The 19729-nt window shown below is 72.5% G+C and carries 21 protein-coding genes; 6 read left to right on the top strand and 15 right to left on the bottom strand.

The window, feature by feature from the left end; translation table 11 throughout:
* Positions 1-18 precede the first annotated feature (18 nt).
* Complete coding sequence (lnt, locus tag ADK52_RS06840; RefSeq protein ID WP_053688866.1) at positions 19-1623, top strand: apolipoprotein N-acyltransferase; 1605 nt, start codon at positions 19-21, stop codon at positions 1621-1623.
* Here the strand turns inward: lnt and ADK52_RS06835 are convergent.
* Positions 1568-2473 (bottom strand): Gfo/Idh/MocA family protein, encoded by a 906-nt coding sequence (locus tag ADK52_RS06835; RefSeq protein ID WP_053688865.1) that lies wholly within the window; start codon positions 2471-2473, stop codon positions 1568-1570. The genes lnt and ADK52_RS06835 overlap by 56 nt on opposite strands.
* Before the next feature lie 82 nt (positions 2474-2555).
* On the opposite strand from ADK52_RS06835, the gene ADK52_RS06830 reads away from it, so the two are divergent.
* Both ADK52_RS06830 and ADK52_RS06825 read left to right on the top strand, forming a co-directional pair.
* Entirely contained in the window at positions 2556-3080 is a 525-nt protein-coding gene (locus tag ADK52_RS06830; protein WP_053688945.1) for a DinB family protein, read from the top strand.
* 135 nt (positions 3081-3215) lie between these two features.
* Complete coding sequence (locus ADK52_RS06825) at positions 3216-3779, top strand: hypothetical protein (protein WP_063783785.1); 564 nt, start codon at positions 3216-3218, stop codon at positions 3777-3779.
* 47 nt (positions 3780-3826) lie between these two features.
* On the opposite strand, the gene ADK52_RS06820 is transcribed toward ADK52_RS06825, so the two are convergent.
* The 8 genes from ADK52_RS06820 to ADK52_RS06785 all read right to left on the bottom strand — a co-directional run bounded on the left by ADK52_RS06820 (position 3827) and on the right by ADK52_RS06785 (position 10602).
* The gene (locus ADK52_RS06820; protein WP_053688944.1) at positions 3827-4351 is read right to left on the bottom strand and encodes a hypothetical protein; all 525 of its coding nucleotides are present in this window, start codon (positions 4349-4351) and stop codon (positions 3827-3829) included.
* A gap of 95 nt (positions 4352-4446) precedes the next feature.
* A complete protein-coding gene (locus ADK52_RS06815; RefSeq protein ID WP_030158363.1) occupies positions 4447-5115 on the bottom strand; it encodes a uracil-DNA glycosylase in 669 nt (222 codons plus the stop codon).
* Between the two features lie 145 nt (positions 5116-5260).
* Positions 5261-6844 (bottom strand): ABC transporter substrate-binding protein, encoded by a 1584-nt coding sequence (locus ADK52_RS06810; protein WP_053688863.1) that lies wholly within the window; start codon positions 6842-6844, stop codon positions 5261-5263.
* 152 nt (positions 6845-6996) lie between these two features.
* The gene (locus ADK52_RS06805; RefSeq protein ID WP_053688862.1) at positions 6997-7770 is read right to left on the bottom strand and encodes an SDR family oxidoreductase; all 774 of its coding nucleotides are present in this window, start codon (positions 7768-7770) and stop codon (positions 6997-6999) included.
* Between the two features lie 19 nt (positions 7771-7789).
* Positions 7790-8551, bottom strand: coding sequence for a 3-oxoacyl-ACP reductase FabG (fabG, locus tag ADK52_RS06800; RefSeq protein ID WP_053688861.1), 762 nt, complete (start codon positions 8549-8551; stop codon positions 7790-7792).
* Between the two features lie 179 nt (positions 8552-8730).
* Positions 8731-9114, bottom strand: a complete 384-nt coding sequence (locus ADK52_RS06795; RefSeq protein WP_030158369.1) for a DUF3037 domain-containing protein — start codon at positions 9112-9114, stop codon at positions 8731-8733.
* On the bottom strand, positions 9111-9950 hold the full coding sequence (locus ADK52_RS06790; protein WP_053688860.1) for a HipA family kinase: 840 nt from the start codon (positions 9948-9950) through the stop codon (positions 9111-9113). Before ADK52_RS06790 ends, ADK52_RS06795 begins: the two co-directional genes overlap by 4 nt.
* A 40-nt stretch (positions 9951-9990) precedes the next feature.
* A complete protein-coding gene (locus ADK52_RS06785) occupies positions 9991-10602 on the bottom strand; it encodes an isochorismatase family protein (protein WP_053688859.1) in 612 nt (203 codons plus the stop codon).
* A 76-nt stretch (positions 10603-10678) separates the two neighbouring features.
* Between ADK52_RS06785 and ADK52_RS06780 the strand changes: the two genes are divergently transcribed.
* Complete coding sequence (locus ADK52_RS06780; RefSeq protein ID WP_053688858.1) at positions 10679-11137, top strand: pyridoxamine 5'-phosphate oxidase family protein; 459 nt, start codon at positions 10679-10681, stop codon at positions 11135-11137.
* A gap of 4 nt (positions 11138-11141) precedes the next feature.
* Here the strand turns inward: ADK52_RS06780 and ADK52_RS06775 are convergent, their stop codons facing one another.
* Positions 11142-12080 (bottom strand): LysR family transcriptional regulator, encoded by a 939-nt coding sequence (locus tag ADK52_RS06775; protein ID WP_053688857.1) that lies wholly within the window; start codon positions 12078-12080, stop codon positions 11142-11144.
* A 75-nt stretch (positions 12081-12155) separates the two neighbouring features.
* Here ADK52_RS06775 and ADK52_RS06770 point away from each other — a divergent pair, with 75 nt between their 5' ends.
* Positions 12156-13100, top strand: coding sequence for a DMT family transporter (locus ADK52_RS06770; protein ID WP_053688856.1), 945 nt, complete (start codon positions 12156-12158; stop codon positions 13098-13100).
* A gap of 18 nt (positions 13101-13118) precedes the next feature.
* On the opposite strand, the gene ADK52_RS06765 is transcribed toward ADK52_RS06770, so the two are convergent.
* The 3 genes from ADK52_RS06765 to ADK52_RS06755 all read right to left on the bottom strand — a co-directional run bounded on the left by ADK52_RS06765 (position 13119) and on the right by ADK52_RS06755 (position 16614).
* Entirely contained in the window at positions 13119-13553 is a 435-nt protein-coding gene (locus ADK52_RS06765; protein WP_053688855.1) for a hypothetical protein, read from the bottom strand.
* On the bottom strand, positions 13553-15151 hold the full coding sequence (locus tag ADK52_RS06760; RefSeq protein ID WP_053688854.1) for an amidase domain-containing protein: 1599 nt from the start codon (positions 15149-15151) through the stop codon (positions 13553-13555). The genes ADK52_RS06765 and ADK52_RS06760 overlap by 1 nt, the downstream gene beginning before the upstream one ends.
* Before the next feature lie 131 nt (positions 15152-15282).
* A complete protein-coding gene (locus tag ADK52_RS06755; protein ID WP_078988037.1) occupies positions 15283-16614 on the bottom strand; it encodes an aminotransferase class I/II-fold pyridoxal phosphate-dependent enzyme in 1332 nt (443 codons plus the stop codon).
* A 64-nt stretch (positions 16615-16678) separates the two neighbouring features.
* Between ADK52_RS06755 and ADK52_RS06750 the strand changes: the two genes are divergently transcribed.
* Positions 16679-17383 (top strand): pyridoxamine 5'-phosphate oxidase family protein, encoded by a 705-nt coding sequence (locus ADK52_RS06750; RefSeq protein WP_053688943.1) that lies wholly within the window; start codon positions 16679-16681, stop codon positions 17381-17383.
* Here the strand turns inward: ADK52_RS06750 and ADK52_RS06745 are convergent.
* Complete coding sequence (locus ADK52_RS06745; RefSeq protein ID WP_078988035.1) at positions 17365-18450, bottom strand: DMT family transporter; 1086 nt, start codon at positions 18448-18450, stop codon at positions 17365-17367. The genes ADK52_RS06750 and ADK52_RS06745 overlap by 19 nt on opposite strands.
* Before the next feature lie 161 nt (positions 18451-18611).
* Positions 18612-19583, bottom strand: a complete 972-nt coding sequence (locus ADK52_RS06740; protein WP_053688852.1) for an EamA family transporter — start codon at positions 19581-19583, stop codon at positions 18612-18614.
* Positions 19584-19729 lie beyond the last annotated feature (146 nt).

Below are 19729 nucleotides of genomic sequence, written 5' to 3'. Positions count from 1 at the left end.
TGGAAGCGGAGGCACGCCATGGTCGCGAAGCGGATCCGGTACCGGCGTGCGGCGGCCGCGGTCGCCGCCGGGGCGCTGCCGTGCCTCGCCTTCCCCGCCCCCGCGCTCTGGTGGTTCGCGTACGTCGCCCTCGTGCCCTGGATGCTGCTGCTGAGGTCGGCTCCGACCGGGCGGCGCGCGGCCCTGGAGGGCTGGCTCGGCGGCGCCGCCTTCATCGTCGCCGTCCACCACTGGCTGCTGCCCAGCCTGCACGTGTTCCTGCTGCCGGTGGCGGCCCTGGTGGGGCTGCTCTGGATCCCCTGGGCCCTGCTGGTGCGGGAGTTCCTCGGCGGGGCCCCGGATCCGGGCCGGGCCGCGGCCGCACTGCTCCTCGTACCGGCGGGCTGGCTGCTGTCCGAGCTGGCCCGGTCCTGGCAGGGGCTGGGCGGGCCGTGGGGGCTGCTGGGGGCCAGCCAGTGGCAGGTGCCGCCCGCGCTGCGGCTCGCCTCGGTGGGCGGGGTGTGGCTGGTGAGCCTGCTGGTGGTGGCGGTGAACTGCGCGCTGGTGCTGCTGATATCCGTACCGGGGGCCCGGGTTCCGGCGGTGGCCGGGGTGACGGGGTGCGTGGTGCTGACGGGGGCGGTGTGGCTGTGGGTGCCGCGGCCCGAGGTGTCGGGCACGCTCCGCGTGGCCGTCGTACAGCCGGGCCTGGTGGCGGACGGCCCGGCCAGCGCGGAGCAGCGGTTCGCCGCCGGGGAGCGGCTGACGCGGGCGCTGGCCGGGCAGCCGGTGGACCTGGTGGTGTGGGGCGAGAGCAGTGTCGGGGCGGACCTGGCGGCGCGCCCGGACCTCGCCCGGCGGCTGGCCGCGCTGTCCGCCGACGTCGGGGCCCCGCTGCTGGTCAACGTCGACGCCCGGCGGCCCGTGGGTCCGGTCGCGGGTCCGGTGGCGGGTCCGGTCGCCGCTGCCGCCGCGCCGTCCGGGGGCGGCATCTACAAGAGCTCCGTTCTCGTCGGCCCCGGCGGGCCGACCGGCGACCGGTACGACAAGATGCGCCTGGTCCCCTTCGGCGAGTACGTACCGGCCCGGTCGCTGCTCGGCTGGGCCACCTCGGTCGGCAAGGCCGCCGGCGAGGACCGCCGGCGCGGCACGGAGCCGGTCCTGATGAACCTGCCGGGGCGGCCCGGTGTCCGGATCGGCCCGCTGGTCTGCTTCGAGTCGGCCTTCCCCGACATGAGCCGCCGCCTCACCCGCGACGGGGCCGCCCTGCTGGTCGCCCAGACGGCCACCTCCAGCTTCCAGCACAGCTGGGCCCCGGGCCAGCACGCCTCGCTCGCCGCCCTGCGCGCCGCCGAGGACGGCCGCCCGATGGTGCACGCGACCCTCACCGGGATCAGCGCGGTGCACGGCCCGTCCGGCGAGCGGATCGGCCCGGCGCTGCCCACCTCCGCGCGCGCCGCGCAGGTGTACGAGGTTCCGCTCTCCCGCGGGTCGACGCTCTACGTCCGCTTCGGGGACTGGCCGGTGGGCGCCTGCCTCGCGCTGCTGGCGGCGTACTGCGCGTTCGAGGGCGTCAGGTCGCTCGGGCTCAGGAAGCCTGCTCCAGAGCCGACGACACCACCCGCTCGCACAGCTCGTGGGTGAGCAGCGCGTCGCGGGCGCTGAGCGTCTTGCCGGCCGCGACGGACTCCAGGAAGGCGTCCACGACCTGCTCGATGCCGCGCTGCCGGGCGACCGGAACCCAGTCCCCGCGGCGCCGCACGGTGGGCTGGCCGCGGTGGTCGATGATCTCGGCGAGGTTGACGACCTGCCGCTTGGTGTCCTGCCCTGACACTTCGAGGACCTCCTCGGTGGAACCGGACAGCCGGTTCATGATCCCGAGCGCGGTGAAGCCGGGGCCCGACATCTGGAGGACGACCTGGTGCATCAGCCCGTCGCGCACCTGGGCCCGGACGTCGATGTGGTCGGCTTCGCCGGGGAGCAGGAAGCGCAGGGTGTCGACGACGTGAATGAAGTCGTCGAGGACCAAGGTCCGCGGGTCCTCGGGCAGCCCGATCCGGTTCTTCTGCAGGACGATCAGGTCCCGCGGGTGCTCGGCGCACTGCGCGTAGCCGGGCGCGTGGCGGCGGTTGAAGCCGACGGCGAGCGAGACCCCGCGCTCCTCGGCGAGTTCCACGAGCCGCCGCGAGTCCTCCAGCTCGTAGGCGAGCGGCTTGTCCACGTACGTCGGCACGCCCGCTTCGAGCAGCCGCGCCACGATCTCGGGGTGAACGGCCGTCGGGGCGTGCACGAATGCCGCGTCGAGGCCCTCGGCCAGGAGGGCGTCGAGCGTGGTGTGGCGGCGGGCCGCCGGGACGTGGTGGATCTCCCCGATCCGCTCCAGCGTGGCCGGGGTCCGGGTCTGCAGGTGCAGTTCCACGCCCGGGCGGGCGGTGAGGACGGGCAGGTACGCCTTCTGGGCGATGTCGCCGAGTCCGATGACGCCGACCTTCACCGGGAACCTCCAGGTAGATCCTTCTGGGACTTCCGCAGCTTAATCCCTGGTGGCGGGGGCCGCGTTCGCCGAGGATGACGACATGAACACGACCACCGGATCCCACCGCACCGAACCCTCCCCCACCGCGAACGAGCGGGAGATGCTGGACGGCTGGCTCGACTACCACCGCGCCACCCTCGCCTGGAAGTGCGAGGGCCTCGGCACCGAGCAGCTGGGCCGCGCCCCGCTCGCCCCGTCCGAACTGAGCCTGCTGGGCCTCGTACGGCACATGGCGGAGGTGGAGCGGTACTGGTTCCGGGAGATCATGCTGGGCGAGGAGCTCCCCGAGCTGTACTGCACGCAGGAGGACCCCGACGGGGACTTCCACTTCGGCCCCGGGGTCACCTGGACCGAGGCCGAGCAGACCTGGCAGACCGAGATCGAGCTGGCGCGGCAGGCCACGGCGGGCCGTTCGCTGGACCTGCTGTCGGATCCCGAGAGCCACCACCGCGGGGAGACGTTCAGCCTGCGCTGGGTCTACACGCACATGATCGAGGAGTACGCGCGTCACAACGGGCACGCGGACCTGCTGCGCGAGCAGATCGACGGCGCGACGGGCGACTGACGCGGGCCGCGCACCGGCCGCCGGCCACCGCGCGCGGGTGACGGGCGGGTGTCCGGCGGATGTCCGTCACCCGTGTGGGGTCATTTTCGGCTCCGGGTTTTCGCAACGGGGTCCTCGCACAGCAGAGTTGCGCGAGTGCATCCAACGCGAACCACGACAAAGCTGCTGCTCGGAGTCGCCTGTGCCGTCTCGGCCGTCTCCGGCTGCGTGAATGTGACGCCCGCCCCGATGCAGCCGGCGGCCGCCCCGGGTAGCGCGGCTCCGCCGCCGCGGCACGAGCCGCGCGGCGGACCGGGAGCCGTGCCGGTGCAGGTCCAGGCGCCCGCCCTGGAGGCCCTGAAGGCGGTACCGGGGCAGTCCGCGCGGCCGACGGCCCCCCGTGGGGGCGGGCCGGCCGCGCCGCGCGGGGCAGCGGCTCCGGCAGGCGCGGCGGGCCCGCCGGCAGCGGCCGCCGAGGAGGCCTCACAGGCCGTCCCGCCGGTGCCGGACATCCCGGAGCCGCGCCGGGGCGCCCGGCGCCCCTCAGGGGGCAAGGGCGGCCGTACGGACCGGCCGGGGCCGGACGCGGAGGTTCCGCGCGAGGTGGTGAAGCAGCTGCCGGTCCGGCCCGCGGACGTGTGCGCGCTGGGCCGCCGGCACGGGCGCTGGCACCCGGACAGCCCGGAGGCCCGCATCTGCGCGGGCGTCCACGAGGGCTGAACCGGCGCTGGGCCGCTGATCCGCCGGGCCGCCGGTCCGCCCGGCCGCTACGGGTGCTGCTCGGGGAACGGCCGGGGCCCCCTGCCCGGTTCCGCGGCCAGGCGCCGCTCCAGCCGGGCGATGGCCGCCCGTACGCCGTTCCCGTACCCGTCGTCGGACAGGGCCCCGGTGGCGGCCCGGGCCCGGGCCAGATGCAGCCGCGCCGCCTCGGGCCGCTGGAGTTTCACGTAGTCGGCGGCCAGGTTGAGGTGCAGCGACGGGTAGAACACGCGGACGGCCGGATGGGGCTCGTGCTGCGCGGGCAGCCCGTCCCGCGGCCCCGGTCCCAGCCCGTCGGCGGCGGTCAGCGCCCGCAGGTCCCAGGCCAGTTCGTCGGCGGGATCGTCCTGGGCGTCGGCCATGTAGTGCGCGAGCGTGCAGCGGTGGACGGAGTCGCCGTCCTCGCCGATCTCGGTCCAGATCTCGCCGAGGCGGTTGCGGGCCTCCTCGCGGTCACCGGCGTGCAGCAGGATGACGGCCTGGCCGATCCTGGTCATGACGGCGTCCTCCGACGCCTCCTGCTGCTCCGTCACGGCGGCCTCCGGCTCGCTCTGCCAGACCTGCTCCGGTCTGATCGTCACGACGCTAACCGGAGGCACCGGTTATGGCACCGAGGCGCGGTGGGGCGTCAGCCCAGGTCCGGGATCGTCCAGTCGATCGGCTCATGGCCCTGGGCCGCGACGGCCTCGTTGATCTGCGTGAAGGGCCGGGAGCCGAAGAACTTCTTGGCCGACAGCGGGGAGGGGTGGGCGCCCTTGACGACCGCGTGCCGCTCCTCGTCGATGAGCGGGAGCTTCTTCTGCGCGTAGGCGCCCCACAGGACGAAGACGGCCGGGTCGGGACGGTCGGCCACGGCCCGGATCACCGCGTCGGTGAACTTCTCCCAGCCCTTGCCCTTGTGCGAGTTGGGCTCGGCCTCGCGGACGGTGAGGACCGCGTTGAGCAGCAGGACGCCCTGCTCGGCCCACGGCATCAGGTACCCGTTGTCCGGGATGGGGGTGCCCAGCTCCGCGTGCATCTCCTTGTAGATGTTGCGCAGGGAGGGCGGGGTCTTGACCCCGGGCCGCACGGAGAAGCACAGGCCGTGGCCCTGGCCGGCGCCGTGGTACGGGTCCTGGCCGAGGACCAGGACCTTCACCCGGTCGAAGGGGGTGGCTTCCAGGGCGGCGAAGACCTGCTCGTGGGGCGGGTAGACCGGCCCGTTCGCCCGCTCCTTCTCGACGAACTCGGTGAGCTCGTTGAAGTAGGGCTTCTCCAGCTCGTCGCCGAGGACGGGGAGCCAGGACTCGGGCAGCATCTGGGTCACGTCTACAACCTCCGGTACAAGTTCGCGCAACTGCGTGTGCAACAGTCCAGAACCTACCGGGGACCACTGACAACGCCGCATCCGCGGGCGCCCGGAGGCTCCCGCGGATGCGGCGTGGACGGCGGCCGGCCCGCGGCTACCAGCTGGTCTTGCGGTACAGCTCCCACATCTGCATGGCGGTCTGCGGGTCGAGCGCCCGCTCGGCGCCGGCGATGTCCTCGCCGGCGGCGACGTACAGCTTGCCCTGCCACAGCGGCAGCAGCCGGACGTCCTCGGCGAAGATCTGCTGGGCCTGCTCGAACTCGTGGACGCCGGCCGAGCGGTCGCTCTCGCGGCGGGACTTGGGCAGCAGGTCGGTGAGGATCTCGTTGGGCTCGTACGGGGTGCCGACCGCGTTCTCCTTGCCGACGAACGGCGCGATGAAGTTGTCCGGGTCCGGGAAGTCGGGGAACCAGCCGCGGCCGAAGACCGGGTACTCGCCGTTCTTGTAGCCGACCTGGAACACCTTCCAGGGCTGGCCGCGCAGCGTGACCCGGAAGAGGCCGCTCTCGTCCAGCTGGCGCTTGAGCTCGGTGAACTCGTCGGCGGTGGAGGCGCCGTAGCGGTCGGTGGTGTACCAGAAGGTCAGGTCCACGGGCGTGGGGATGCCGGCGTCCTTGAGGAGCTTCTGCGCCTTCTTGACGTCCGCCTGGCCGTACTTGTCGTAGAAGGGCGTCTTGTGGCCCACGACGCCCTTGGGGACCATCGAGTACAGCGGTTCGGCGGTGCCCTGGTAGACCTTGGAGACGATCGCGCCGCGGTCGACGACCTGGGCGATGGCCTGGCGCACCGGCAACTTGGCGACCTGCGGGTCCTTGGGGTTGAAGACCAGGTAGCGGATCTCGGCGCCGACGTTCTCGACGACCTGGACGCCCTGCGCGTGCGAGGCGGGGGTCTGCAGGTCCTTGATCTCGGGGGCCGACAGACCGCGGTAGGTGGCGTCGATCTCCTTGGCCTTGAGCGCGGCGACCATCTTGGTGGAGTCCGCGAAGTAGCGGATCGTCACGCCGTCGTTGCGCCGGTTCGCGAAGCCGCTGTAGGACGCGTTCTTGCCGAGGACCGCCTCGCTGCCCTCCTTGTACGAGTCGAGCACGAAGGGGCCGGAGCCGGTGATCTTGTCGTCCTCGCGCACCTTGTCGGCCGGGTAGTCCTTGGGCGCGACCAGCGAGGCGGCCGGCGAGCCGAGGACGAACGGGAAGGTGGCGTCCGGGGTCTTCAGGTGGAAGACGACCGTCAGCGCGTCCGGGGTCTCGATCTTGTCCAGGCTGCCGAAGAGGTCCTTCGGACCGGTCTGGGAGTTGATCGTCCGGATCCGGTCGAGCGAGTGCTTGACCGCCTTGGCGTCGAGCGGCTCCCCGTCGGAGAACTTCAGGCCCTTCTTCAGGGTGCAGCGGTACGACTCGTTCCCGGAATCCGTGAACTCGCAGGTCTGGGCGGCATCGGGCTGGGGCTTGGTGGAGCCCGTCGGGAATGCCAGCAGCGTCTGGTAGACGTTCCGGTACAGCTCCCAGGAGCCGTCCCAGGCCGCGGCGGGATCGAGGGTGCTCGGGGCGCTCGTCGTGCCGACGACGATTCTCTTCGCGGTGTCGCTGCTGTCGTCCGAAAGCAGACCGCATCCGGCGAGCAGGGATATGGACGCAAGGGCTGCAGTGATCTGCAGGCATCTGGTCCGGATGAACACGTGCACGCTCCTCGATCAGCCAGGGGTGCGGCAGACCCTACCGCAGTGCCTCACAAATCCAATGGGCAGGTTTCATGTGACACTTGACCGATTTCGTGCATATTAGGTACGCATTTGCCTCCCTCTGGGAGGCAAATGCGTCCGATTATCGATCAGTGCACTCCGGCATTGAGGAACATTCCTCCGTCAACGACCAGAGTTTGGCCCGTGATCCATTCCGCTTGTGCAGATGTAAGAAAAGCCGCTGCCCCGCCGATGTCCTCCGGCAGCCCGAGCCGGCCCAGCGGATAGGCCGCCGCGGCCTCCTGCTCGCGGCCCTCGTAGAGCGCCTGCGCGAACTTCGTCTTGACCACCGCGGGGGCGATCGCGTTGACCCGGACCCCGGGCGCCATCTCGTGGGCGAGCTGGAGGGTGAGGTTGACCATGGCGGCCTTGCTCATCCCGTACGCGCCGATGAAGGGCGAGGCGGAGACGCCGGCGATGGAAGCGATGTTCACGATCGCGCCGCCGTTCTCCTTCTGCCAGGCGTGCCAGGTCCGCTGGGCGAACCCGAGCGCCGAGATCACGTTCGTCTCGAAGACCTTGCGCGCGACACCGAGGTCCAGGTCCGCCATCGGACCGAAGACCGGGTTGGTGCCGGCGTTGTTGATCAGGAAGTCGACGCGCCCGAAGGCCTCCATCGTCCGCTCGACCGCGACGGCCTGGTGGGCCTCGTCGTGCGCCTTGCCGGCCACCCCCATCACCCGGTCCGCGCCGAGCGCCTCGACGGCCTCCTTGAGGGCGTCCTCGTTGCGTCCGGTGATGCACACCCGGTCGCCGCGGGCGACGAGCGCCTCGGCGATGCCGTAGCCGATGCCCCGGCTTCCTCCGGTGATCAGCGCGACCTTGCCGCTGTCCGCTGCCCGCTCCGTGCTGTTGTCCGCCATGACCTGCGCCTGCCTCTCGTCAGTTGAGCGGGCCGCCGGCCACGTACATGACCTGGCCGGAGACGAAGCCGGCGGCCTCGCCCGTGAAGAACGCGATCGCGTTGGCGATGTCGTCCGGGCGGCCGACGCGCTGGACGGGGATCTGGGTGGCCGCGGCGGCCTGGAAGTCCTCGAAGCCCATGCCCACGCGCGCGGCCGTCTGGGCGGTCATCTCCGTGACGATGAAGCCGGGCGCGACGGCGTTGGCGGTGACGCCGAACTTGCCGAGCTCGATGGCCAGGGTCTTGGTGAAGCCCTGCAGACCGGCCTTGGCGGCGGAGTAGTTGACCTGGCCGCGGTTGCCCAGCGCCGAGCTGCTGGAGAGGTTGACGATGCGGCCGAACTTGGCCTCCACCATGTACTTCTGACAGGCCTTCGACATCAGGAACGCACCGCGCAGGTGGACGTTCATGACGGTGTCCCAGTCGTTCTCGCTCATCTTGAAGAGCAGGTTGTCGCGCAGCACGCCCGCGTTGTTGACCAGGATGGTCGGCGCGCCCAGGACGCTCGCGACGCGCTCGACGGCCGCCTCCACCTGCGCCGCGTCGCTGACGTCGCAGCCGACCGCCAGGGCCTTCCCGCCGGCCGCCGTGATCGCCTCGACGGTGTCCTTGCAGGCCGCCTCGTCGAGATCGAGTACGGCGACGGCCCGGCCCTCGGCGGCCAGGCGCACGGCGGTGGCCGCGCCGATGCCCCGGGCCGCCCCGGTCACGATCGCGACGCGCTGCTCGGTGGTGGACATGGTGGATCTCCTCGCCCTCGGAATCCTCATCAGCGACCGCCCATGGGTGAGCAACCGCTTAGTAGCTTCAGCTGAGGAGACGCTAGGAGCCCTGGCACCCGGTGTCAACGGCCACCGGCGCCAGGGCTCCCCAGGTCGTGTCGGCCGGCGTACGGATCTCCCCGCGGACGGCCGTACGATCAGCGGACCAGCAGGTCGAGCAGCCGTTCCACTTCGGCCTCCGGGTCGGCCGTCAGACCGGTGTGCACCGGCCCGGGCTGCACCACCGTGCTGCGCGGGGCGATCAGCCAGCGGAACCGGCGGCCCGCGTCGTCGCCCGCCGCCTGGCCGGCCCGCTCACCGCCGCTGCACACGCCCTCCACGGCACGCAGGGCCGCCCGTACGCCCGCCACGTCGGCCTTCGGGTCCAGGGCGAGGAGCTTGGCCTCGTCCAGGTGGGTGCGCGCGGCCACGTACGAGCGGGCCCGGCAGTAGACGATCACGCCGGCGTTGAAGCACTCGCCGCGCTCCATCCGGGGCACCACGCGCACCAGCGCGTACTCGAACACGTCCCGCTTGGTCACTCGTTGTCGCTCTTGTTCTTCCGGGGGCGGGGGTCGAGGCGGTCGGCGAGCCAGCCGGGGGGACCCGACCGGGGCTTCACCTCGGCCTCCATCGAGATCCTCTCGTGGATCGTGGCCGCGCGCGGCAGCAGCACGTCCACGTAGGCGCGGCGCAGCGCGTCGGTGGAGTCGAAGCCGGGCTCGTCGACCAGCCACTCGTCGGGCACGTCGGCGACGACCTCTTCGAGCAGTTCCCGCGTCACCCGGGGCGCGAGCGCGGCCGCGGCGGCCGCGATGTCCGGGCCGAAGGGGGCCAGGACGTGGTCGGAGGCGTTGTACGGCTTGGCCGCGGCGCTTTCGGCGGTGGGCCAGTTGTGGTGCCAGATCATGGTGGCGCCGTGGTCGATGAGCCACGGGTCCCCGTGCCAGACCAGCATGTTCGGGTTGCGCCAGGAGCGGTCGACGTTGTTGATCAGCGCGTCGAACCAGACCACGCGCCCCGCCTCGGCCGGGTCCACCTCGTACGCGAGCGGGTCGAAGCCGATCGACCCGGGCAGGTAGTCCATCCCGAGGTTGAGTCCGCCGCTGGCCTTCAGCAGCTCCTGGACCTCCTGGTCGGGCTCGCCGAGCCCGATCACGGGGTCGAGCTGCATCTGCACCAGCCGCGGGACCCGCAGGCCGAGGAGCTGGGCCAGGCGCCCGCAGACGACTTCGGCGACCAGGGTCTTGCGCCCCTGGCCGGCTCCGGTGAATTTCATGACGTAGGTACCGAGGTCGTCGGCTTCGACGATCCCCGGGAGCGAGCCGCCCTCACGCAAGGGCGTGACGTAACGGGTCGCGATCACTTCGGACAGCATCCGCCCAGGTTACGGGGGACGGCGCGCGGGATCCCACCGATCAGGCGGAGGCCCACTGCTCCAGCAGGGCGTCGGCCGTGGTGATCGTCGCGACGAGCGCCAGACAGTTGCGGATCACCTCGGCCGTGTACGCGGCGGGTACCCCCGCGATGGCGTCGGAGGGCACCACGACCCGGTAGCCGAGGTTGACGGCGTCGAAGACGGTGTTCGGGATCGCGATGTTCGAGGAGACCCCGGCGACGACGAGGGTGCGGATGCCGAGGTTGCGCAGCAGGGGGTCCACGTCGGTGCCGGCGATCGGCGAGAGGCCGTGCAGCCGGCGGACCACCAGGTCGTTTTCGGCCACCTCGATGGGGGCCGCCACCTCCACCGCCCGGCTCCCGGACAGCTGCCGGACGGGCAGCTTCCCGGCGGCCCGGAACAGCCGCGCGTTGTCGTTGGCCGCCAGTCCGTCCGGCCGCCGCTCGGCGATCGCGTGCAGCACCTGCACGCCGGCCGCGTGCGCGGCGTCGACCAGCGCGGCCACCCGCCCCAGCATCCCCGAGTCCCGGGCTTCCTTGGCGAGCTCGGGCAGGGCGCTCTCCTCGCCCACCACGCCGCTCTGGCACTCGACGGTGAGCAGCGCGGTGGTGGCGGGATCGAGTTCCGGCATGGCTCCCCCTGGCGTGACGGCGGTCGATCCCGCATGATTCCTGACACTCAGTCAGATGTGAAGGGGTGCGGGACGGATGGACGGATCACAGCGGCGGGGACGCCGCATCATGATGACCGACGCGGAAGTGGACGTCTTCCTGCGCGAGCAGCGCACCTGCCGGGTGGCGACCGTCTCCGCGGACGGCCGCCCGCACGTGGGCGCCCTGTGGTTCGCCTGGGACGGCAGCTCGCTGTGGCTGTACTCGATCACGCGCAGCCGCCGCTGGTCGGACCTGCGGAGGGACCCGCGGATCTCCGTGGTCGTGGACGCGGGCGAGGCGTACGACGAACTGCGCGGGGTCGAACTCTCCGGCAGCGCCGTCTTCGTGGGCGAGGCCCCGCGCACGGGCGAGCCCTGCCCGGAGCTCGCCGAGGCGGAACGACTCTTTCCGGCCAAGAATTTCGGCATCGAGGAGATGCCGCACGACGGCCGCCACGCCTGGATCCGCCTCACCCCGGAGTCGGTCGTCTCCTGGGACTTCCGCAAGCTCTGACGCGCTACTCCCCCTGCTCCGCCTGCTCCCCCCGTTCCACCCGCTCCACCGCGGCGGCGGCCTGCCCCAGTGCCTCCACGGCGGCCCGGATCGAGGGCCGCCGGTCCGCGTCCGCCCGCCAGACGACGTACACGTGGCGCCGGACCGCGTCGCTCACGGGCAGCAGCCGGACCCCGGCCGGCACCGGACCGCGCCCGAGCCGGGGCGCCACGCACACCCCGAGCCCGGCCTCGACGAAGGCCAGCTGGGTGTGGTGCTCCTCGGCGATGTGCGCGATGCGCGGCTCGATGCCGGTTCCGCGCAGCGTGTACACGAGCCATTCGTGGCAGAACTGCCCCTCGTTCCAGGAGATCCAGTCGTCGTCGGCGAACTCGGCCAGCGAGATCCGGTCGCGGGCCGCCAGCCGGTGGCCGGCCGGCACGGCGATGTCACAGGAGTCGTCGAGCAGGTGCGCCCTCGTGAGCTCGGCGGGGACCGGCATCCGCTTGTTGTGCCAGTCGATGGCCAGCGCCAGGTCGAGGTCCCCGCGCACGACCGCCGCCATGCTGTCCTCGGGCTCCTGCTCCCGCACCAGGACCCGCAGTTCGGGATGTCCGGCGCGCAGCGCGGTCAGCGCCTGGGGCAGCAGCCCGCGCATGGCCGTCGGGAAGGCGCCGATCCGCAGCTCGCCGACGGCGCAGCCCCGCTGGGCCTCCACGTCGGCCTGGGCGAGCTCGACCTGGGAGATGATCCGGGCCGCGTGATCGGCGAGCAGCCGCCCGGCGTCCGTGAGCCGGACCCCGCGGCCGTTCTTGGCCAGCAGCGGCTGGCCCACCTCCCGCTCCAGCTTGGCCATCTGCTGGGAGACGGCGGAGGTGGTGACGTGGAGCCCGTCGGCCGCTCCGCTGACCGAGCCGTGGCGGGCGAGGGCATCGAGGGTGCGCAGGCGCTCCAGGTTCAACATGTAAGCAATGCTACGCCGTCACTGCGCAGAATTCTCGCTTGTCCTACGTAGTTGAGCGGGAGCAGAGTTCTCCTCATGAGCGCACCCGCCACCCCTCGCCCCACCCTCTCCCCGCCGGTCGCCCCCGTCACCTCCGTCACCCGCACCGCCCGGGTGGACTGGCGGCTCCGTTTCGCGATCCTCTCGGTGGTCTGGGGCTTCAGCTTCCTGCTGATCAAGGTGGGCACGGAGGCCTACGCCCCCTTCCAGGTGGCCCTCGGCCGGGTGTTCTTCGGAGCGGTCGCGCTGCTGACCGTGCTCTTGGTACGCCGCGAGCCGCTCCCCCGCGGCCGCCGCACCTGGGGCCACCTGTTCGTGGCGGCGCTCCTGCTCAACACCGCCCCCTTCTCGCTGTTCTCGTACGCCGAGCTGAGCATCCCGTCGAGCCTGGCCGGGATCTGCAACGCCACCTCGCCGCTGTGGGGCATGGCGCTGTCGCTGGTGGCCCTGTCCGAGGACCGCCCGACGCGCCGCCGCTTCGCCGGCCTGGGCCTGGGCTTCCTCGGCGTCCTGACGGTCCTCGGAGCCTGGCAGGGCTTCTCGGGCATCGACGCCAAGGGCACCGCGCTCGCCCTGCTCGCCTCGCTCTGCTACCCGATCGGCTGGATCTACGTCCGGCGCACACTGGCCTCGGTCCCGGGCTCGCCGGTGGCGCTGACCGGCGCGCAGCTGATGCTGTCCACGCTCCAACTGCTGGTGGTCAGCGCCGTGTTCACCTCGGCTCCCACCTCGTTCCCGCTCTGGCCGACGCTGTCGGTGATCGCTCTGGGCGCCCTGGGTACGGGAATGGCCCTGCAGATGCAGTACGGGCTGGTGACGGAGGTCGGCCCGACCACGGCCCAGATGGTCACGTACTTCATCCCGGTCATCGCCACCACGGCGGGCGTCCTGCTCCTGGGCGAACAGCTCCACTGGAACACCCCGGTGGGCGCGGCGATCGTCCTGGCGGGAGCGGCCCTCACCCAGACCCGCCGCCGGTAGCCGGCGCGGCGGGGCCGCCTACCCGCAGTCGCCGAGGATCGGCCCGGAACCGTCGGGCGTGTTCGTGGTCCACAGCATGAACAGCTCCAGCAGGATCGCCACGACGTTGAGCATCGCGACGACGAAGGCCAGGAGCCCCGGCCAGGTGTCCCAGATCCGGACCCCGCAACGCCGCCGGATCCACCGGGCGAGCAGCAGGCAGACGACCATGGCCGACAGCCCGAGGACCGGACCCGCCCACGCGAAGACGTACTCCACCTTCGGGAAGGGCATGTGCCGGCAGGCCGCCTGCTGCCGGTGCACCCATGCCATGTCGATGTCCTCGACATGCAATGAGGAGAGCACGCCGAGCACGGCCATGACCGGCACGAGCAATGCCGTGATCACCATGCCGAGCGTGACCGGGCGGCCCCGCGGGACAGCGGGCGAGGCGGCGGCGGGAGAAATGTCCATCAGTACCAATTCGGGTGCGGTCGGACGATGTGGATGCGCTGCTCGCCGTGGTTCCGGGTGGCAACGTGCTCGCGGCTGTCCAGACTCACGTTCTGGAACGAGCTGGTGTGCTGGCTCAACTTGACGTCGCCGTCAGGGGTCACCGAGGTCACCACGGCAGCGTGGTAGATCTCCCCCGGTGGTTCGTCCGGGTCGGGGGCGATCTGCTCGTAGAAGATCACGTCGCCGGGACGTGCTTCCGATCGCGTGACCTCCTCACCGCCGTTGTGCAGGAGAAAGCCGTGCAGGTCTTTGGCCAGGCCCCACGAGCGCGAGTGGTAGACCCGGCGGTCGATCCTGTCCACCCCCACGCCGCTCTCCCGCCCCCAGGTGTTGTCCCCGCCCGGCCCAAGCCAGAAGTCGAACTTCTTGTGCATCCCGCCGGCCTCCAGGGCCGACGATGTGAAATTGGCGCAGTTGTTCTTGAAATCGAGGTCGTCCTTCTTGTCCCAGTGGTCGAGTGCGTACCGCACCATCTCGACGCGGTCGATCTTGCCGTCGGGCCCGCGGAGCTCGCGCCCGACCTCGGGCGGCAGCCCCTTGAGGTCGGCCAGGGTCACGGGGTCGGCCCGCATGAGGTCCTTCTGCTGCTGCGGGGTCAGGCCGTCCCACCAGGCGCGCTGGAGGTGCGGGTCCTTCCCCACCGGGATGTCCGCCCTGAGCATGTCGAATTCGACGTGGGACGCCTCGACAAGGATCTCGTTGTGCGCCTGGGAGGTGTCGGCGACGTTGATGGTCGTCGCCAGCTTGTCCAGCTCGGCGGAGGCCTTCGCGTCCGCCTGCGAGGCCTCGCGCAGGGCTTCGTCTATCAGCCCGTTGACCGTGCCTATGTGCCCCTGCTCCTTGGTGTAGGCGTCGCGCACGTTCTGCGGGACGTTCGGGCCGACGGGTGCGGCGCCCGTGTACGCGCCCACCGCGCGACCGTCCTGGATGCTCAGCCCGTGCTCCCTCGCCAGCTCGGCCGCGTGGAAGAGGGTGCGTTGCGCGAAGCCCATGGAATGGGCCAGGGCGTCGAGGACCATGGCGACACCCTTCATGATGTCGCCGCCGGACTCCAGACGGTCGGCGAGGTCCTCCAGGCGCTTGCCGGCCTGCTTGCCGGTGGCGTCCGCCCAGTGGTCATCGAGCGGCTTCTTGCCCTGCGCGCGGATGTCCTCGCAGGCGGAAGAGGAGCGCCGGGCGAGGTCGACCCAGTCGTCCGCGGCCTTCTGCCACTGGTCCACGCGGCAGTCGTACAGGTCGTGATAGGCGACCACGAGGCCGTGCCGGAGCCTGCTGAACGCGTCCTCCGCCTGGGCGTCGGTGGTGTCGTAGGCGTTGGCCGTGGTGTGGAGGTTGTCGGCCATGGTGTTCATCTGCTTCCCCAGGTCGACCATGTGGTCCTCCCACGCGGTCGCACACCGCTTCAACGCCGCCGCGGAGGCCCAGCCGTGGTGCCCGTCGGCTGCCGTGCCGCTCGAATCGAGGGACGTGCGGAGGTTCTCCAGCGCCTTCTCGGCGGCCGAGTCGGCACCTCCCGCGCTTTGCCGCACGTAGTACGTCTTGATGTCTATGTCCACGCAGTCCCCCCTGAATTGTTCCCGAACAGCCTAACTTCGCTCATACGTGCGTTTCCGTCAGCAACACGGCGAGCCTTCGGGGCTGGTGAAGAAGGCGGCGGCCCGGGGAGGGTCCTGCGCGGCCGGGTGCGTCAGTCGAAGCGGCCGCCCGTCGTGCGCCGGACCGACGCGGCCACCGCCGCCGCCAGCCCCGGCACCTCGCCCGGCCGCACGGCCGACACCGTGATCCGTACGCCCGGTCCCGACTCCACCCGGAACCGGCTTCCCGGGGCCACCGCCCAGCCCGCGGCCAGCAGCCGCGTCACCGCCCCGGTCTCATCGGCGACCGGCACCCAGACGTTCATCCCACTGCGCCCGTGCGCCGCCACGCCCCGCTCCCGCAGCGCCGCGACCAGCGCGTCCCGCCGCTCCGCGTAGGAGCGCGCGACCGCCGCCCGGTCCACCGCGTCCGAGGTCCACAGCTCGACCACCGCGTACTGGAGCAGCCGGCTCACCCACCCCGGGCCCAGCCGCTGCCGCCCCCGCACCCGGTCCAGGGTCACGGCGTCGCCGGTCAGCACCGCCAGCCGCAGGTCCGGCCCGTACGCCTTCGCCGTCGACCGGACCAGTGCCCAGTGCCGGGTCACCCCGCCCAGCGAGTGCAGTGGCAGGTCCACGATGGCGTGCCCGTGGTCGTCGTCGACCACCAGCACCTGCGGATACCGGGCCAGCACGCCGCGCAGCTCCGCCGCCCGCTCGGCGCTGACGGCCGCCCCGGTCGGGTTCTGCGCCCGCGCCGTCACCAGCAGCGCCCGCGCACCCTCCGCTAGCACCCGCTCCACCGCGGAGACGACCGGCCCGTCGTCGTCCACCGCCACCGGGACCACCCGCAGCCCCAGCGCCGCCGCCAGGTCCAGCACGCTCCCCCAGCCCGGGTCCTCGATCGCGACCGCGTCCCCCGGCCGAAGGTGCGCGGCCAGCACCCGCTCGATCCCGTCCAGCGCGCCCGAGGTCACCCCCACCGGTCCGGCGGGAACACCGTCGGCGTCGAAGTCGGCCCGGGCCAGCCGCTCCAGCTCCGGCACCACCGGGTCGTCCCCGTACAGCGTCGGCGCCTGCGCGTACCGCCGCGCGGCCCCGGCCAGGGCGTCCTCCAGCGCGGGCAGCAGCCGTACGTCCGGGTTCCCGGACGCGACGTCCCGCGCCCCCGGCGGCACCGCCACCCGCAGCTCGTCGCGCGGAGCGCTCGCCGGCCTGCCCCTGACCCGGCTGCCGCGCCGCCCGTCGGTCTCGATGACCCCGCGCTCGCGCAGCGTCCGGTAGGCGGCGGCCACGGTGTTCGGGTTCACCCCCAGCGCACCCGCGAGTTCCCGCATCGGAGGCAGCAGCGCTCCGGGCGCCAGCGCGCCCGATCCGATGCCCGCCTCGACGCTCGCCGCGATATCCGATGCGCGGCGCCCTGTGATCCGATACTCTCCTAGCACAAAGTCAAGTATGCACTAGTACAACGGAGCGCGCACCATGACCGCCACCACCGACACGCAAGAGATGCCCGAGACGACCGGGACGCCGGGCGCGACCGGGGCGACCGGGGCGACCGGCGGCGGCTACGAGCCCACCGACCGCACCGTCCCGAGCCGCTCCCGCGAGCGGGCGCGCTACGACCGCGAGACGGTCCACTCGATACTCGACCAGGCCTACGTCTGCCACCTCGGCTTCGTCCGCGACGGCGCCCCGGTGGTCCTGCCGACCCTGTACGGCCGGGTCGGCGAGACCCTCTACGTCCACGGCTCGACCGGCTCGCGCCCGCTGCTCGCCGCCGGCCAGACCGACCCGGGACTGCCCGTCTGCCTGACCGTGACGCACGTGGACGGCCTGGTGCTGGCGCGGTCCGCCTTCCACCACTCGATCAACTACCGCTCGGTGATCGTGCACGGCACCGCCCACCAGGTGACCGACGAGGCCGAACGCCGGATGGCCCTCGACGCCCTCGTCGACCACGTGGTTCCCGGCCGCTCAGCCGACTCCCGCCCCGCCAACGCCAAGGAGCTCGCCGCGACCGCGGTGATCCGCCTGGACCTGAACGAGGTGTCGGCGAAGATCCGTACCGGCGGCCCCAACGACGAGCCCGAGGACATGGGCCTGCCCTACTGGTCGGGCGTGGTCCCGGTCGCTCCGGTGCACGGCACCCCGATCCCGGCCGATGACCTGACCCCCGGCATCGCCACCCCGGACTACCTCGCCGCGCTCTGAGCCCCGCAGGGCTGCCCCGGCTCACCCGGCTCACGCGACCCACCCGCCTCGGGCCGCCCACGCGGCGCACGGGCGGGCCGGACCTCCGGCCCGCCCGCAGGCTCACCCGCAAGACCGTCCGCAGGCCCGCCCGCAGGACCGTCCGCGGGCCTGCCCGCCTCCGCCACGATCAGCGCACCCACCGCCGTCAGCAGCAGTACGGTGCCCAGCACCACGGCGCCGGTCAGCCCCTCCCCGAGCACCAGTACGGCGATCACGGCCGCGCTGACCGGCTCGATCAGCATGATCACGGACACCGTCGCGGCCCGCACCGCGGCCGCCCCGGTGAAGTACAGCGCGTACGCCAGCGCCGTCGGCACCGTGGCCACGTACACCAGCAGCCACAGCACCCGCCCGAGCTCGGCGGTGTGCGGCACCAGCCCCTCCGCCGCGGCGAGCGGCAGCAGGCACACCGTGCCCACCGCGACCGACCAGGCGGTGGTGACGAGCGGGTCCCCGCCCGCCCCGCGCCGGCCCAGCCAGCGGGCCCGCAAGGTCATGCCGGCGTACCCGGCGGCCGACAGCAGGGCCCAGCCGACGCCGAGCGGCCGCACCTCGCCGTCCCCGCCGCCCAGGACCAGCACGGCGAGCCCGGCGAGCGCCCCGACGACGGCGGCCACCCCGCCCCGGCCGAGCCGCTCGCCCATCCAGTACCGCGCCCCGACCGCGATCAGCACCGGTCCGGCGCCGAGGGTGACGACCGTGCCGACCGCCAGGCCGGTCTCGCGCACGGCGCCGAAGTACGCGGACTGGAAGAGCGTGAACATCAGCCCGGTCCCGACGAGCGAGGCCACCGACGGCCGCGCCGCGGCCCGGGCGGCAGCCGCCGCGCCCCGGGGCCGGCGTACCGCGAGCACCCCCAGCAGCACCACCAGTCCGCCGGCGCACCGCCAGAACGACAGGGCGAGCGGGCCGAGGTCACTGGCGAGGAAGAGGAGGGAGGCGGCCGCCCCGGCGGTGCCCCAGGCGGCTCCGGCGACGACCAGGTACAGCAGACTGCGCCCTGAAGCGGGCGAAAGGTTCGACACGAGTGTGCTCCGCGCATGCGTGAAGGATGAAAGGGAAGGTCATCGCTTCGCGGGCAGCGCGGACCGGCCCGGAACTCCCCGGGCGGATCCTCGTCGGAAGGGCGGCTGCCCGCGGCTACGCGGCGGGAGGCGGAAGCACGGTCGAATGCATGATCGCCACCTTAGGCCCTCGCCGTCTCACGGTCCAGAACGACCGATTCCGGATCGGCCGCCCCCGGCGGCGTGGGCCGCGCGGACTGCGCGATGAAGGCCCCGCCCAGCACCAGCGCGCCGCCGACGATCTGCGGGGTCGAGAGGTACTCGCCCAGCAGGATCCACGCGAACACGGTGGCCACGACCGCCTCCAGGCAGGCGACGACCCCGGCGACCTGCGGCGAGAGCTTGCGCACCGAGACCACACCGGTCAGGTACGCGAAGACCGTCGCGATCAGCACCACCCAGCCGAGCAGGACCCACGCGGGCACCCTCAGGTCCCCCATCGCGGCCTGCCCGCCCAGGACCTGCCAGTCCATCTGCCACGGCCGCGCGATCACCGTCATCACCAGCGCGCCGATGAGCATGCCGTGCGCGATCACGCCGATCGGGTCGGGCACGTCGTCCTCGGCTCCGCCGTCGGCGCCGTGGTCCGCGAACACGAAGTAGAAGGCCTGGCAGCAGGCGGCGGCCAGGCCGAGCAGCACACCGAGCGGATCCAGGCTCAGCCCGGACCAGATCTCCACCACGCAGGCCAGTCCCACGACGGCGACGGCGGCGCCGGCCGCGGCGGCCCGCGTCACCGGCTTGCGCTGCACGAAGCGGATCCAGCCGAGCAGCAGCGCCGGGCCGAGGTACTCCAGCAGCAGGGCCACGCCGACCGGGATCCGCGAGAGGGAGGCGAAGTAGAAGGCCTGCACGCCCGCGACGGCGACGATCCCGAACCCGGCGAGCAGCAGGGGTTTGCGCAGCAGGAGGCGGCGGTGGCGCCAGGCCAGCGGGGACAGCACCAGCGCCGCCCCGGCCACCCTGAGCCAGACCGTGTGGAGCGGGTCCAGACCCGCCTCGATCAGCGGCTTCGCCGCCACGCCGGAACCACCGAACGCAACCGCCGAGACGAGCGCGAGGCCCAGTCCGGCGTTTCTCCCTGACGCTTGCATCGAGCCATCATGGCAGGACCGGTCAGGACCGTCACGGCCATGACACCTGTTGAGACGGTTCCGAGACCGGGCGTGACCGGACCGATCGTTTCTGACAGGTCGTCAGTATTGAATGTTCCGCCCGCCGGGGCTACCTTCCGCCGCAC

Origin of the sequence: Streptomyces sp. WM6372 (assembly GCF_001279655.1) — a bacterium.
Taxonomy (GTDB): domain Bacteria; phylum Actinomycetota; class Actinomycetes; order Streptomycetales; family Streptomycetaceae; genus Streptomyces.
This window is presented reverse-complemented; position numbering and strand designations above follow the sequence as displayed.